The organism is Ruminococcus sporogenes, from assembly GCF_054655175.1.
In genome coordinates this window covers 74,903-89,513 of sequence record NZ_BAAHOA010000004.1, presented here as the reverse complement: position 1 = coordinate 89,513, position 14,611 = coordinate 74,903, and the positions used below count along the sequence as shown (strand labels likewise).

The window sequence follows — 14,611 nt, the reverse complement described above, 5'->3', positions numbered from 1 at the left end:
TAAAATCAAACAAAAAGCAATAGTTTTTTATAAGTTTGTAAAAAAGATTGAAATATAATACCTTTTTCTATAAAATTCTGTTAAATATCGCTTTATCCTTCGTTGACGCTGCCGCTGCTGACGCCTGCCGCCTGATCTTTCATCTGGGCAATTCTGAGCTGTGACATAACTCTTTGATACATATTGAATATTTTTCTTTTGGATTCGTCTTCCTTTGCAATTGCGTTGGGAACGATTTCTGTTGTGTAAACTCCGTTTTTGGTAAGAAAATAAACATAATTTTTACCGGCTATCGGCATATCAAATTTAGTTGTTTTTTTGCAGCAGTCGAGACAATCGGTGGCAAGTCTTATAAAATCAAACGAAGCCTGCGCTACGCCTCTGTAACGGGCGGCAGAGTTTATATATTCTCCCCCAAGATTAAAGTAAATATTAGCCGAACCGTTAATAAAGCATACAAGCGACGCTAAAACGGTAGGCGACATAGGAATATCGATTACTGCCCCGTATACCTGATTCGGACCGATTTCCTGCTTAAATGGCGCCGCCGGAAATGTAAGCGCCTTTCCTCTTGAAACTATATATTTTTGAGATGTCGTATATCTATCAAGTACTGAACGTTTTTTTGCCATTTTCAACTCCTATTTACCGCAATAATAATTGCGGCGCCGTCTTTTCCGGCGGACGGCGCGCCGTTTTTTTATATTAATATCAGAAAATTTAATCAAGCATATCCTTAGTCATTCCGCTGAGTATTCTAATGCCCTCCGTTATCTTATCGTCGGAAGGTGTAGAAAAATTAAGCCGGAATGAATCGGTTTTGTCGTTTTCGTTTATCATGAACGCAGTTCCGGGGACTACTGCAATTTTATAATCCTTAACCGCCTTTGTGCAGAAGCGCATCATATCGCTTCCCTTTGGAAGAGTCGCCCATATAAACAATCCGCCGTCCGGACGGGTATAGGAAATTTTTGAAGAAAAATATTTATCCATATTTTCAAGCATAAGCCCGCATTTTCTTTTATATATAAGCCTGAGCTTGTTAAAATGCTCGTCAAGATCACATTCCTTCATGAATTTAAAGCATACAAGCTGCGGCCAAATGCTTGTGTGAACGTCGGACACCTGCTTGCAGACAACCATCTTCTGGAATATTTCCTGTGGAGCGCATGCATATCCTACGCGAAGTCCAGGAGCCAGAATTTTTGAAAAGCTTCCTACATAAATAACCCTTCCTTCTTTATCAAGACTTTTTATTGAAGGGACGCTTTCTCCGGCAAACCGCAGGTCTCCGTAAGGATTATCCTCTATGATAACGCCGTTGTATTTACATGCAAGCTCGTATATTCCTTTTCTCTTTTCAAACGACATAGTAGAACCGGTCGGATTCTGAAAATTCGGGATAACGTAAATTACCTTCTGACCGGGCGCGTTTTTCATTACTCTCTCAAGCTCGTCAAGCTTCATACCGCCTTCTTCCTGTTCGATTCCGATAAGGTTTACGTTAAACGAACGGAAAGCGTTAAGGGAGCCTATAAAGCTCGGCGATTCGGCTATGAGCGTGTCGCCCTCGTTGCAAAGAACCTTGCTTGCAAGCTCTATCGCCTGCTGCGCTCCGGATGTAACGATCAGATCGTCGTTTTCGCTGAAGCAGTTCTGAGATTTCATTCTCTGCTTTAAAAGCTCTCTGAGAGGAGGATAACCCTCTGAAATATTATATTGTAAAGCCAGTATCGGATCGTCCTTGAGTATTTCTGCCGATATGCGTCCGACTTCTTCCGTCGGGAACGCCTCGGGGGCCGGGTTGCCGGCGGCAAAGGATATAACCTCAGGGTCGGAAGTGAATTTTAATATCTCCCTTATGGCAGACGCTTGGAGTCCCGAAACCTTTTCTGAAAATTTATAGTTCATTTCACATGCAACGCCTTTCATATATAAAAATATAACCGCATATAATTATAACACATATTCTTACGGGTAGCAATATAATTTCATATAATTTTTGAAATCATTATGCAATTTAAACAAAGATAAAGTAACAAAATTAAGCATTAAAACAACAAATGAAAGGAGAGCAGGGTGAAAAATCAAAGTTTTCTTAAAGGCTCTGTTATATTGATCGCTTCAGCCGTTATTGCCAAAGCAATAGGCGCGCTGTTTAAAATACCGCTTACAAATATGCTCGGCGGTGTGGGAATGAGCTATTTTAGCTGTGCCTATGGTCTTTTTCTGCCCGTTTACGCTGTAACGGCAACCGGGCTGACAACTGCCGTTGCAAAGCTAACGGCTGAAAACTGCGCCTTCCATAATTATAAAAACGCCGCTAAGATACGGCGGATTTCCCTGCTGCTGTTCAGCGCCGTCGGAGCGCTGGGAACGCTGCTTATCCTAGCCCTTGCCGTGCCGTTTGCCGGTAAAATTGCGGCTTGTCCGAAAGCATGGCTGTCAATTATGATGATTGCGCCGTCTGTGCTTTTCGGTTGTATTACTGCTGTTTACCGCGGCTTCTGGGAGGGAATGCGGAACATGTATCCTACCGCGCTTTCACAGGTAGTTGAGGCTGTGGTAAGGCTTGCCGCCGGACTTGCATTATGCTCGTATGTCTTGAATAACAGCGAAAGTGTTTTAAAATATCTTCCAAAAGGTACGGATATAACGGCGGCCGCTTCCGCCGCGGCTGTTCTGGGAATAAGCCTTTCGACAATTGCCGGTACCGCTTTTCTATACATAAGAGGCACAGGACTTGAAAAGGATTCTCCTCTGATTTCGGAGGGCGTCGAGGAAAGCGGCAGGAAAATAATAAGGTCGTTATTTGCGGTATTGGTACCGGTGGCTTTAGGTTCAATCGTTACCAATCTGACCTCGCTTATTGATCTTGCAACAATAATCAGATGTCTTGATAAGGCTGCGGACGCGGCTCCGGATTATTTATATCATAAGTTCGGATTAAGCGGTATTTCCCATATAGAGCTTTCAGAATTTATTTACGGCTCGTTTACAGGGCTTGCCGTAACGGTTTTCAATCTTGTTCCGTCAGTCACCAACATGTTCGGTAAGGGAATACTTCCCAGTCTTGCTCAGGCGTGGGCTAAGGAAGATAAGGCGGAATCTGAAAGACTGTCGCAGAACGTGCTAAAAGCAACCGCCTTCCTTGCCGTTCCGTCCGGCTTGGGTATAAGCATGCTTTCAAATGAAATACTGTTTTTTCTTTACCCCAGCAGGACTGCCGAATGTATGGTTTCAGCCGAAAGTCTGAGTTTTTTGGGAATCGGAGTAATATTCCTTTCGCTTTCGTTTCCTCTTTTCAGCATGTTTCAGGCCATAGGAAGAGCTGATCTTCCGGTAAAGCTAATGATAGCGGGAGTTGCGGTCAAGCTTGCGGGAAATATGATCCTTATACCAATGCCGCATATAAACGTAGCTGGCGCCGCAATTTCAACATTGCTTTGTTATCTGGTCATATTTATATTATCTGTTATTATCTACTGCAATTATACAAAAATAAAAATTAAATTGTTTTCAACGTTCATGCCTTCGCTTATTTCAGGGTGCTTTTGCGGGTTATCCGCCCGCATGGTTTATAACGTACTGCCGTTGGACAATAAGCTTTCTCTTCCAATAGCGGTATTTGCGGGAGGCGTCGTTTATCTGATTTTGTCTAAGCTGACCGGAAATGCAGGTAAGCTTAGGTAAAATAAAAAAGCTTCCGCTGAATAGTTTTCAGATTTTTCAGTGAAACTTTATTACATTTTGCTGCCGTAAGACATAGACGGATAATATTGTCAGCGGCGTCATATTTTTAAAGGTTTTTGCCGCCGTTTATTTTGTGCATCGACTCATGCTCTCTTTTAAGCTCTTCAATTAGACGGTAAAGCTCCCAATCCTGATTAAACGGAGTAACGGTGCATTTCAGGTCAATTGAAGTGTTTTCATTTCTTAATATTCTAAGCAGTCTGTCAATAACGGAGCTTTTAAGGCCCGACATTATCAGTACCTCGCATTCCGGAGGATTTTCAACGGTTTCTTCAGATTTGGAATAGCCGTTTATAGCGGCGACGTATGCTACCTTTTCGTTTGCGCTGCTGCCGTTGATAAAGGTTATATCTGTGTCAAGCTCCAAAGCTGCGGTCATAAGAATACTTTTTTTGCGTTCTTCGATACAATAGCCAATTATTTTCGGGTGTATAGATATCCTTGGATTTATCCTTGATTTCATATATATTCTCTCCTATAAAAGTTTTTCCCGTAAGTTAGCATATAAATTATGAAACTCACGGGAAAAGCGTAATTATAAATCAGATTTTGGAATAACCGTTGCTGTTGATAATAGCGTCGATTTTCTGTCCGTTTCTGCACATTTCACACTTATTGAATGAAACAGATTCGTAACTCGGTATATCGTCAGGAGAAAACACAGAATTTATTCTGATGCCTTCATAATCCTCAACCGCGCTGAATATCGCAGATATACCGGCAAGACGACCGTTATAATATTTCAGGCATTCCACAGACCTGTTTATGGTTTTACCGGTTGATACTGAGGAAATCAGAAGCAGAATATTCTTGTTGTAAATATCCTTAAGTAGGTTGTCGCGGAAAATAAGCTGATTGTTTGCGTTTGTTTCAGGTGTTATTACGCAGATATCATTGCCGCCGTTGAGGGAAGAATTTCCTTCCTTGGCAAGCTCTCTCGCAAGGAACGCGCCTATTATTTCGGTTCCCTCCAGACATATTATCGTGTCTACCGAGGTGCTTGAAATGTATTCCTTAGCAAGCTCGGCGGCGGTTTCCTTTGCGATTTTATGATGAGTTTTTATACCGGTCATGTCAATATAGTAATTTACATGCGAATGGTTTGTTGCAAAGTGACCGGGTATTACTCCGATTTTTATTTTTTTGTTGGAATTTGAAATTATTTCATGTAATCTTGTTTCCACTTTAACTTGCCTCCTGTATTCATTTAATTTAATAACATTATATCAGCTTATCTATAAAATGTCAATTGGTTTGATTTGAATTTAACAGATATTCACAAATATTCAGAGATATATTTAACATATGTTATAATTTAAACGTTTAAGATTACAAAGAGATAAGGTTTTTTGTATAAACTACGGGAAATTATATAACTTTTACCATTTACAATTAACGCGGTTTATGTTATTATGATTATAATAAGACAGAAGTAGGAGGCATTATGAAATCTCTTGTAAAGAATATCGTTATTGCCGCTGAATTTGTAATAATAGCGGTTTTGCTTGCAGCGGTTATCAGATTATACCCTGAAAAAAGAAACGCTGTGGAAACGGCGGCTTCTGTACCTGATTCTGATAATCCCGTTGATTATGAGGATATAAAGGAAAGGGTAAGTAAAAATTATTATGATCTGAGCGGAAAAAAGGTGCTAATGGACGACAGTACATTCGGAGAAATATGGATACCGGCGCTTGAAAACGTTCCGGCGTTTTCCCGGGAAAAGAGTAATCTTAAATCCAGAAACGGAAGGATGTTTTATGTCGAGGATTCTCAGATAAAATCATATCTTGGCGTGGACGTTTCAGTACATCAGGACGATATAGACTGGAATGAGGTTAAGAGGGCGGGAATTGATTTTGCAATGATCCGTCTTGGCTTCCGCGGATACGGAACGGGAGAAGCTCAGCTTGACGATAATTACAGGCAGAATATAGACGGCGCAAGAGCTGCCGGACTTGACGCGGGAGTTTATTTTTTTTCTCAGGCCGTAACGGTTGACGAAGCTCTTGAAGAGGCTCAGATTGTTATTGACAGTCTTGATGGGTTAGACGTTAATTATCCGGTTGTTTATGACTGGGAAATAATATACGACGATACGGCCAGAACGGACGACGTTCCGGTGGACGTGCTTACCGATTGCTGCGTAGCCTTCTGCGAGGCGATCAGGGACGCCGGATATACGCCTATGATTTATCAGAACAAGAAAACGACAATGTTCAAGCTCGATCTTGAAAGGCTGACTGATTATGATTTCTGGCTTGCCGAATATAATTCCGAGCCTACATATTATTATGATTTTACAATGTGGCAGTATACAAGCGAGGGAAGAGTTCCCGGAATAGAGGGCGATGTTGATCTTAATATAAGCTTTAAGGATTACGCGGAATAACGGCGGAATATACTTAATGGATTTTATGCGGCTTTCGGATAAGGAAGACGCATTTATTTTTTTGCTTTCTGAAATACTGGACAAATTATGTAATTTGCGGTATAATAAAAAATATATAAAATCAGGAGGAACTATTATGTCTAAGAAACCTTTTTACATCACTACCCCGATTTATTATCCGTCGGGAAATCCGCATATCGGTCATTGCTATACAACGGTTGCCTGCGATTCTATCGCCCGTTACAGACGAATGCAGGGCTTTGACGTAATGTTTCTTACGGGTACGGACGAGCACGGTCTGAAAATTGAACAAAAAGCCGCCGAGGCGGGGATCACTCCTAAGGAATATGTAGATAACATAGTAAAAACGTTCAAAAAGCTCTGGAGCTATATGAATATAAGCTATGACAGATATATCAGAACTACCGATAAATATCATATTAAAACGGTACAGAAGATTTTTAAGGAGCTTTATGATAAGGGGTATATTTATAAGGGAGAATATTCGGGAAAATACTGTACTCCCTGCGAAAGCTTTTGGACTGATTCTCAGCTTGCCGACGGAAAATGTCCCGACTGCGGAAGAGAAGTAATAGAGGCAAAGGAGGAGGCTTATTTCTTTAAAATGTCTCCATTTGCCGAAAGAATCGAAAAGCTTCTTACTGAAACGGATTATCTTCAGCCAAAAACAAGAGCCTTAGAGCTTGTAAATAATTTTATTAAGCCTGGTCTTGAGGATCTATGCGTTTCAAGAACAAGCTTTAAATGGGGAATACCTGTTACGTTTGATGAAAATCATGTCGTTTATGTTTGGATAGACGCTCTTTCAAATTATATTTCTGCGCTGGGCTATAAGAATGAATCCTATGATGAATTTGAAAAATTCTGGCCTGCCGATATTCATATGGTTGCTAAGGATATTATGCGTTTTCATGCTATTATCTGGCCCGCAATGCTGATGGCTCTTGAGCTGCCTTTGCCTAAGCACTTAGCGGTTCACGGCTGGATTACGTTTAACGGTCAGAAAATGAGCAAATCGCTGGGAAATGTCGTTGATCCGTTTATTCTTGGAGAACGCTACGGAGCCGACGCTATCCGTTATCATATATTAAGAGAAATGGCTCTCGGAGCAGACAGCTCTTTTTCAAACGAGATTATGATAAACCGTATAAATTCTGATCTTGCAAACGGACTTGGAAATCTGGTTTCCAGAACGGTTGCAATGGTTATCAAATATTTCGGCGGAACTCTTCCTGCTGAAAGACAATCAGGGGAATTTGACAGCGAGCTTATTGAACAGGCATGCTCGCTTCGTTCGATAGTGGACGAATGCATGGACAAGACGCAGCTTCAGAATGCTTTATCTGAAATATTCAGAATGGTTTCCCGCGCAAATAAATATATAGATGAGACTCTGCCGTGGGTACTTGCAAAGGACGAATCTAACAAACCGAGACTTTCATCGGTTCTTTATAATCTTTTGGAATCAATCAGAATTATTTCAACTCTTTTGAGTCCGTTTATGCCTGCGACCATGCCAAAGGTTTGGGAGCAGATCGGCGCTGACATAAATGCCGTTTCATATGAAAATGCAGGAGTATTTAATGTTCTTCCTCAAAACGTTACCGTTAAAAAGGGAGAGGCGCTGTTTCCGCGTATAGATACCGAAAAGGAAATAGAGGAATTGAATAAGCTTATCGAGGCGCAGATGGCAGAGGCGGAAAAGAAAAATGCTAAGATTGAGCTTGCACCGGAAATATCTATAGACGAGTTTTTTAAAACGGAGCTGAGGGCTGCTAAGGTGATAGCCTGCGAAAAGGTCAAAAAGTCTAAAAAGCTTCTTAAGCTGCAGTTGGACGACGGTATGGGAGGCAGACAGGTTGTTTCAGGAATTGCCGAATATTATAAACCGGAGGAGCTTATCGGCAAAACAGTAATACTTGTCGCTAATTTAAAGCCCGCAAAGCTTTGCGGAGAAGAAAGCATGGGTATGATTTGCGCGTCAGATATGCCTGACGGCGGCGTCAAAGTAGTTTTTCTTGACGAGGAAGTCCCGGCAGGAACAAAAATAAGATAAACAGAAAATCCCCTGCTGAATTGAACTATATGTGTTCAATCCGGCAGGGGATTCTTATGCCTTGATATATTTAATTTATAATAGTTTTTCCCATTCGCTTTCTCTAAAGCCTACCAGCGCTGTTTCGTCTGTTACGGCAATCGGTCTTTTAACAAGCATACCGTCGGACGAAAGAAGACGTATCTGTTCTTCCTCTGTCATATCCTTTAGTTTATCCTTTAATCCCATATCCCTATAGAGAATACCGCTGGTGTTGAAAAATCTTTTAAGCGGAAGTCCGCTTGCTTTGTGCCATTGTTTAAGTTCTTCCGCGGTAGGATTCTGTTCTTTGATGTTTCTTTCCGTATAAGATATTCCATTGGCTTCAAGCCATTTTCTTGCCTTTTGGCATGTAGTGCATTTAGGGTAGCATATAAACAGCATAATATCAACCTCCGTATGAATAAATTATTTTTTCTTGCATTTTCCGCAGCCACTGCAGCCGTTGCATATCGGACGGCTTGCACATTCTATACAGTTATCAGAAAAATACGGCTTATAAAGCAAGTCGCCCGGAATAACTGTTCCAAAGCCGTCAGTCAGCTTGAAACTTATGGGTTTTCCTATAAATGAGGCTCCGGATTTATAGGCCATAATGGATTGCAGACGCTTATTGGGAAGAGTGTAAAGCTTTCTGTCCTTGATAAATTTTGTTCCGGTTTCAATAAAAGCGAATGTAACGTCATAATTTTCACATTCGCGCCGCAGATTCTTTACCCATTCATAATTGCATGGCCTTGCGCCGTCATAATTTTCTCCGCCGCAGGACACCTGTTCTATTTTGCCCGATTTCAGATATTCGGCGATTGAAACGCCGCCTATAAACGGAGCGCACATAATTCCCTTGTGCTTAAAGGGAAGTTCGAGCAATATGGGTATTCTTTCGTCGGCGCGTTTCTGGTTTTCACAGGTCACATTAAAGAATATATTTTCCCAGCCGTCGCCCCAGTTTTCCGGCAGACAATTTTTTACTCGCTGGGGACGCTTTGTCAGAAGATAAAATATGACGTCGCTGCGGATTTTCATTATCTCCCAAGCTTCATTACGCCAACGGTCCGCTTCTTCAAGGAAAAAATCGGACGTCATGCATACGCTGATAGTTTCCCCGCTTTTTATTTTGTAATTCCCCTTACGGTCCTTTTTCAGGGGATAATAAAAGCTGCCTGTCTGGTATATATAAGAGCCGTCTTTATCGCGCATGCGATCCAGATAATACATATAGCAATTTTCGCAGCCCTCGCTGATTTTTTTACAACCATGCCATGGATTCCATATGTTGTGCATAATAATCTCCCGTTAAACGGTAACAATTTCTTTTTCCGGAGTATTTATTTGATTATTTAAGTTGTCCTGTTTACTTGTCCTTCGAGAAACAAGCCTTATAATGGGAGAGGTTATAAGCTTTGTAAATATATTAAGAGTTGTTGCGCCTATATAGCATAACGTGAAATTTAACGGGACTATAAGAAAATAACTTCCAAGCATGCCGTTTACTCCGTTGCTTAACCTGCCCTTATAGCTGAAATAAGGATATATTTCGTTATCTCCGATCCATGAAAGAAGATAAAGTCCGAGGGTAACGCTGGAAATGCTCGCAAAAATTGCTCTGACCGGTAAATTCTTAACGTTTATATCATAAATAAGTAAGAATAAAATGGTTCCGGTTAAAACTGTTATAAGATCCTCATAATCTGCGCAGACTCCGTTATAGAAATTTCCTCCGTTAGCTGTAATGTAGGTCTTGATGGTCTGATAGGCGATACAGCATGCAAATAGCAGTCCTAATACCCATTTTTTTATTTTAGGTCTGTATTCGCCTATATAGGCGCCGATAAGAAAATATGTAATAGCATAGCAGGTTGTCCATCTGTTGGGAGTAAACCCGAGATTTGTGTCCATAACCGGCCATCTGTTAATGGTTTGAGGTAGAGCGGTCAGGATTGCAAAAACGATAATCGTCATCTGTTTTTTTCGAGGACTTTCAATCGCATTCCATGCATAGCTCAAAAACGGCATGATTAAAGCAAGACATAGATACATATTAACATACCAGCCGTAGCCGGGCTGTTCGCATGCCCATATAGATCGCGCCCAAATAAACAGAGGATTCGATTCTCCCAAAAACAGGATTTTATATAATACCGTTATTACGCCTACAAGTATAGTCGTTACTATAATCGGCGTTATTTTAACATAATGCAGACCGTTGAACTTGGATTTTCTTTTTAAATATCCGGTTGAAATAATAAAAAGCGGAACCCCTGTAAAAAATATCCATCTAAATGCGGTAGGAATCATAATATTCCTTTCGGTCATCGGAATATTATAGTAACCGTTTTTAAGAAAAAAATGAACGCTTAATACGAACAGTGCGGCAATAGACTTTATAAAGTCTATACCAAAATCTCGTTTTTTTAGTCCTCTCGTGTTAAATATAAAGCCGACGATACCGCTGAGCTTATTATTATTTCCCAAATTAAATCCCTCCTCATAAATATAATATATTAAAATTATAATTCAAGTTCCCATAAATGTCAATATTTTAGCAAAAAAATAAAAATTTCGTACTGCCTTTTATAGCAATACGAAATTTTTTACTTATCAGAATCTATAAGGTTCCAGTAGCCCTTTAGATATATACAGCCTGATACAACCGTCAGTGCGGCGGAAACCCAGATCAGTATTTGTATTATAATATCCGCACACTGCTTGAAGCTGTCTGCGAATGCAAAACCGAACCAGCCGTAATCTCTGGAAATTGCAAGGTTTATAAGTATAGCGATAATTGTTATCATAGTAAAGGCAGTTTTAAGCTTTCCTGAAAAACCGGCGGCCACTACGATTCCGCTGCCGGCCGCAAGAAGTCTTAATCCTGATACCATGAATTCTCTTGCCACTATAATGATTACCGGTATAGAGCTTATTATATCAAGCTCTATAAAAGCAATAAGAGCCGAAACTACCAGAACCTTGTCCGCAAGTGGATCAAGAAATTTACCGAAATTGGTAACCAGGTTATTCTTTCTTGCTATATGACCGTCAAGAGCGTCGGTTATCGAGGCCACGGCAAATACAACAAGAGCCAGAGTATAGTGTACGGGTATTATATTTAAAAATAACAGGAGCAGAAAAACCGGTACAAGAACCGCTCTTAGAAGTGTAAGCTTATTCGGCAGATTCATCAGTAATCACCTCTCCAATCAAGTCGTAATCCAGTGTATCAGTAATCCTAATATTAACATATTGTCCGACTCGAAGCTTGTCGGTCCCTGCGAAAAATACTTTGCCGTCAATATCGGGAGCGTCGGATTCAGTTCTGCCGAAATAGCATTCCGCCCACTTATCAAAGCCCTCGACAACCGCCTCAAAGGTCTTTCCCATGCACGCTTCATTTTTTCTGCGGTGTATTAACTGCTGCTGTTCCATAATTATATCGGCACGGTGCGCCTTTATATCGTCGTCCACCTGATTATCCATTTTTCCTGCGACGGTTCCGTCCTCCTGAGAATAAGGAAAGCACCCCAGTCTATCGAATTCAATTATTTTTACAAATTCTGCCAGTTCGTTAAACTGTTCTTCCGTTTCCCCGGGAAAGCCGGTAATCAGCGTTGTTCTCAGAACAATTTTCGGAACCTTATCTCTTATTTTAGTAATCAGGGCTTTTAGCTGCGCTTGGTCGCCGCAGCGGTTCATATTTTTAAGAACCTCGCCGCTGCAATGCTGTATGGGTATATCCAGATATTTAACTATTTTAGGCTGCTTTGCGATAACGTCAAGAAGCTTATCGGTTATTCTTTCGGGATAACAGTAAAGCACTCGGATCCATTTAAAGCCGTTAATGCCGCAAAGCATTTCGAGAAGCTCCGGAAGCTTTGAAGCTCCGTAAAGATCTTCTCCGTAGCGGGTTGTATCCTGAGCGATGACTATAAGCTCTGTGACGCCGTTTTCAGCAAGCCATTCGGCTTCTTTAATAACGTCCTCCATAGGCACGCTTCTGAAACGTCCCCTGATTTTAGGAATAGCGCAATAGGAGCAGCAGTTATCGCAGCCTTCGGCAATTTTAAGATAAGCGAAAAAGGAGAGCGTCGAGATTATACGTCCGCCGGTAACCGGCAGCTTTTCTTTTTTTTCAAAGCTTACTACACGTTCGTTTGCCAGAACATGATCTATAACGTCGATTATGTCCTCCTGATTTCCGATTCCGATGACAGCGTCTGCCTCAGGAAAAAGCTCGGCGGCTTCCTGACGGTATCTTTCTGAAAGACATCCGGTGATTATAATTTTCTTGATTGTACCCTCTTCCTTTAGCTTACCCAGCTCAAGGATAGTTTCGATTGCTTCTTCCTTAGCCGATTGGATAAATCCGCAGGTATTCACAACGGCTATATCGGATAGCCCCGGTTCAGTCACAAGCTCATAGCCTCTCTCACGTATTTTATATAGCATTCTTTCCGAATCCACAAGATTTTTCGAACAGCCCAGTGAAACAAGTCCGATTTTAATAGACATATTATTTCTCCTTTATTATTTATCGAAAAAATCATTTATTGCGCTGTTAATGTCACTGTAATCATACCCCATTCTTACAAGCGCGTTTTTAACCTTATCAACGGCTCTTTTATCGTCCGGATCATCGAGGTAATCAGCATATTTTTTTTCTATAACTGATAAAAGACGTTCGTATAATCCTTCAGACGCATTTTCCAGCGCTGTTTCGGCAGTCTGTCCCTTTACTCCTCTTTTGTAAAGCTCCTGCTTTACCCTTCTGGGGCCGTAGCATTTGCATATCATGTAGCTGTATACGATTTCGTCGGCGTATCTGCGGTCGTTTATGTAGCCCTTTTCAGCCATTTGGTTTACAACCTTAAAGCATATATCGTCGGGGTAATTCTTCTGAAGCCTTTCAAAAAGCTGAATATAAGAGTAATCCCGTTCATTTATCAGGTACATTGCTCTGCGTGAAGCCCGCCGCAAATCCGATGCGTAAAGAATTTCAGTAAGCGTTTCACTTTTAATTTCACATGAAGGCTCCAGACTGAATTTTTGTATAATTTCTCTGTGAAGGTAAACTTTTTTGATTCCGTCAATAATAACGCGGAAGGTATCGCCCTTATATTTTTCAATAGATGTGATTTTCATAATTATTCGTCATCCGCCGGCGTAAATTCTTCAAAATCGTCTTCAGCGCTGATTACAGGATCAATTTCATTCATATCTCCAATATCTTCAATGTCATCGATATCTCCTAAAGCCGCCGTTTCAGCCGCTTCCTCAAGCTTAGTCCTTTTTTTGGAGGCTTTTGTTACAGCCATAAGCGCGTCCTTGTTTTCGTTGATTTTTTCCTCAACGACCTTCATAAGCTCCGGATTTTCCTCAAGCGCCTTTTTAGCGTTGTCGCGGCCTTGACCGAGTTTCTGACCGTCATAGCTAAACCAAGCTCCGCTTTTTTTGATAACGTCCAGCTCAACCGCAAGATCCAGCACCTCTCCGGTTCGGGAAATTCCTTTTCCAAATATTATATCAAACTCACATTCCTTAAAAGGAGGAGCGACCTTATTTTTCTTAATTTTTATTTTGGTCCTTGAGCCTATAAGCTCTGTGCCGTTTTTTATAGCCTCGCCCTTTCTTACATCTATAATAACCGACGCATAAAATTTAAGAGCGCGTCCGCCCGGCGTGGTTTCAGGGTTGCCGTACATTACGCCGATTTTTTCACGGATCTGATTGATAAAAATAGCCACGCAGTTAGTTTTTGAAAGAAGAGGTGTGAGCTTTCTCATTGCCTGCGACATAAGCCTTGCAAGCTGTCCCACATTTGAATCGCCCATATTACCGTCTATTTCCGCCTTTGTGGTGAGAGCTGCAACTGAGTCGAGAACTACCACGTCCACAGCCCCTGAGCGCACCAGCGCTTCCATGATTTCAAGCGCCTGCTCGCCGCTGTCCGGCTGAGATACGAGCAGATTATCCACGTCGACTCCAAGAGCTGCCGCATACTGCGGATCAAGCGCGTGTTCGACGTCTACAAAGGCCACCTCTCCGCCTTTTTTTTGAGCCTCGGCTATTATATGGAGAGCTACGGTGGTTTTGCCGGAGCTTTCCGGACCGTATAGCTCGACTATTCTTCCCTTAGGAACTCCTCCGATTCCGAGCGCCAGATCAAGTCCCATGGATCCGGTAGGAATAGCGTCTACTTGCATAGTCTGATTAGAGCCGAGCTTTATTATTGCGCCCTTTCCGAAATTCTTTTCTATTTGCGCGATAGCTCCCGCAAGCGCTTTCTTTTTTTCTTCCTGAGATGTCGGCAGCATTATAGGTTTTACCTTTTTTTTCAAGTCTGATTTTGCCAT

The 14,611-nt window shown here is 41.4% G+C and carries 14 protein-coding genes; 3 read left to right on the top strand and 11 right to left on the bottom strand.

From position 1 onward, the window contains the following. Nucleotides 1-92: 92 nt before the first annotated feature. Complete coding sequence (locus ACYQ0N_RS13370) at nucleotides 93-632, bottom strand: hypothetical protein (protein ID WP_177532029.1); 540 nt, start codon at nucleotides 630-632, stop codon at nucleotides 93-95. An 88-nt stretch (nucleotides 633-720) separates the two neighbouring features. Next, nucleotides 721-1,911 (bottom strand): aminotransferase-like domain-containing protein, encoded by a 1,191-nt coding sequence (locus ACYQ0N_RS13365; protein ID WP_460162980.1) that lies wholly within the window; start codon nucleotides 1,909-1,911, stop codon nucleotides 721-723. Between the two features lie 168 nt (nucleotides 1,912-2,079). On the opposite strand from ACYQ0N_RS13365, the gene ACYQ0N_RS13360 reads away from it, so the two are divergent. Further along, complete coding sequence (locus ACYQ0N_RS13360) at nucleotides 2,080-3,693, top strand: putative polysaccharide biosynthesis protein (RefSeq protein ID WP_460162979.1); 1,614 nt, start codon at nucleotides 2,080-2,082, stop codon at nucleotides 3,691-3,693. A 106-nt stretch (nucleotides 3,694-3,799) separates the two neighbouring features. On the opposite strand, the gene ACYQ0N_RS13355 is transcribed toward ACYQ0N_RS13360, so the two are convergent. Together ACYQ0N_RS13355 and ACYQ0N_RS13350 are read right to left on the bottom strand one after the other, a co-directional pair. Then, complete coding sequence (locus ACYQ0N_RS13355; protein ID WP_460162978.1) at nucleotides 3,800-4,216, bottom strand: DUF3783 domain-containing protein; 417 nt, start codon at nucleotides 4,214-4,216, stop codon at nucleotides 3,800-3,802. A 79-nt stretch (nucleotides 4,217-4,295) separates the two neighbouring features. Continuing rightward, entirely contained in the window at nucleotides 4,296-4,937 is a 642-nt protein-coding gene (locus ACYQ0N_RS13350) for an orotate phosphoribosyltransferase (RefSeq protein ID WP_177532025.1), read from the bottom strand. 260 nt (nucleotides 4,938-5,197) lie between these two features. Here ACYQ0N_RS13350 and ACYQ0N_RS13345 point away from each other — a divergent pair, with 260 nt between their 5' ends. Together ACYQ0N_RS13345 and metG are read left to right on the top strand one after the other, a co-directional pair. Further along, a complete protein-coding gene (locus ACYQ0N_RS13345) occupies nucleotides 5,198-6,145 on the top strand; it encodes a glycoside hydrolase family 25 protein (RefSeq protein ID WP_460162977.1) in 948 nt (315 codons plus the stop codon). Between the two features lie 136 nt (nucleotides 6,146-6,281). Further along, nucleotides 6,282-8,222 (top strand): methionine--tRNA ligase, encoded by a 1,941-nt coding sequence (metG, locus tag ACYQ0N_RS13340; RefSeq protein WP_177532023.1) that lies wholly within the window; start codon nucleotides 6,282-6,284, stop codon nucleotides 8,220-8,222. Nucleotides 8,223-8,297: 75 nt separating this feature from the next. Here the strand turns inward: metG and ACYQ0N_RS13335 are convergent, their stop codons facing one another. The 7 genes from ACYQ0N_RS13335 to recA form a co-directional block, all read right to left on the bottom strand. Then, nucleotides 8,298-8,645, bottom strand: a complete 348-nt coding sequence (locus ACYQ0N_RS13335) for an arsenate reductase family protein (RefSeq protein ID WP_177532022.1) — start codon at nucleotides 8,643-8,645, stop codon at nucleotides 8,298-8,300. A 24-nt stretch (nucleotides 8,646-8,669) separates the two neighbouring features. Further along, nucleotides 8,670-9,545 (bottom strand): DUF5131 family protein, encoded by an 876-nt coding sequence (locus ACYQ0N_RS13330; RefSeq protein WP_177532021.1) that lies wholly within the window; start codon nucleotides 9,543-9,545, stop codon nucleotides 8,670-8,672. Nucleotides 9,546-9,557: 12 nt separating this feature from the next. Then, entirely contained in the window at nucleotides 9,558-10,736 is a 1,179-nt protein-coding gene (locus ACYQ0N_RS13325; protein ID WP_177532020.1) for an acyltransferase, read from the bottom strand. A gap of 119 nt (nucleotides 10,737-10,855) precedes the next feature. Then, complete coding sequence (gene pgsA, locus ACYQ0N_RS13320; protein WP_177532019.1) at nucleotides 10,856-11,443, bottom strand: CDP-diacylglycerol--glycerol-3-phosphate 3-phosphatidyltransferase; 588 nt, start codon at nucleotides 11,441-11,443, stop codon at nucleotides 10,856-10,858. Beyond that, nucleotides 11,427-12,770, bottom strand: a complete 1,344-nt coding sequence (gene rimO, locus ACYQ0N_RS13315; protein ID WP_177532018.1) for a 30S ribosomal protein S12 methylthiotransferase RimO — start codon at nucleotides 12,768-12,770, stop codon at nucleotides 11,427-11,429. The genes pgsA and rimO overlap by 17 nt, the downstream gene beginning before the upstream one ends. 15 nt (nucleotides 12,771-12,785) lie before the next feature. Beyond that, a complete protein-coding gene (locus ACYQ0N_RS13310; protein ID WP_177532017.1) occupies nucleotides 12,786-13,400 on the bottom strand; it encodes a regulatory protein RecX in 615 nt (204 codons plus the stop codon). 2 nt (nucleotides 13,401-13,402) lie between these two features. Then, a complete protein-coding gene (gene recA, locus ACYQ0N_RS13305) occupies nucleotides 13,403-14,611 on the bottom strand; it encodes a recombinase RecA (RefSeq protein ID WP_177532016.1) in 1,209 nt (402 codons plus the stop codon).

Coding starts and splice junctions, on each gene's coding strand:
- ACYQ0N_RS13370 (WP_177532029.1), bottom strand. CDS start 632: ATGGCAAAAAAACGTTCAGTACTTGATAGATATACGACATCTCAAAAA.
- ACYQ0N_RS13365 (WP_460162980.1), bottom strand. CDS start 1,911: ATGAACTATAAATTTTCAGAAAAGGTTTCGGGACTCCAAGCGTCTGCC.
- ACYQ0N_RS13355 (WP_460162978.1), bottom strand. CDS start 4,216: ATGAAATCAAGGATAAATCCAAGGATATCTATACACCCGAAAATAATT.
- ACYQ0N_RS13345 (WP_460162977.1), top strand. CDS start 5,198: ATGAAATCTCTTGTAAAGAATATCGTTATTGCCGCTGAATTTGTAATA.
- metG (WP_177532023.1), top strand. CDS start 6,282: ATGTCTAAGAAACCTTTTTACATCACTACCCCGATTTATTATCCGTCG.
- ACYQ0N_RS13335 (WP_177532022.1), bottom strand. CDS start 8,645: ATGCTGTTTATATGCTACCCTAAATGCACTACATGCCAAAAGGCAAGA.
- ACYQ0N_RS13330 (WP_177532021.1), bottom strand. CDS start 9,545: ATGCACAACATATGGAATCCATGGCATGGTTGTAAAAAAATCAGCGAG.
- pgsA (WP_177532019.1), bottom strand. CDS start 11,443: ATGAATCTGCCGAATAAGCTTACACTTCTAAGAGCGGTTCTTGTACCG.
- rimO (WP_177532018.1), bottom strand. CDS start 12,770: ATGTCTATTAAAATCGGACTTGTTTCACTGGGCTGTTCGAAAAATCTT.
- ACYQ0N_RS13310 (WP_177532017.1), bottom strand. CDS start 13,400: ATGAAAATCACATCTATTGAAAAATATAAGGGCGATACCTTCCGCGTT.
- recA (WP_177532016.1), bottom strand. CDS start 14,611: ATGGCAAAATCAGACTTGAAAAAAAAGGTAAAACCTATAATGCTGCCG.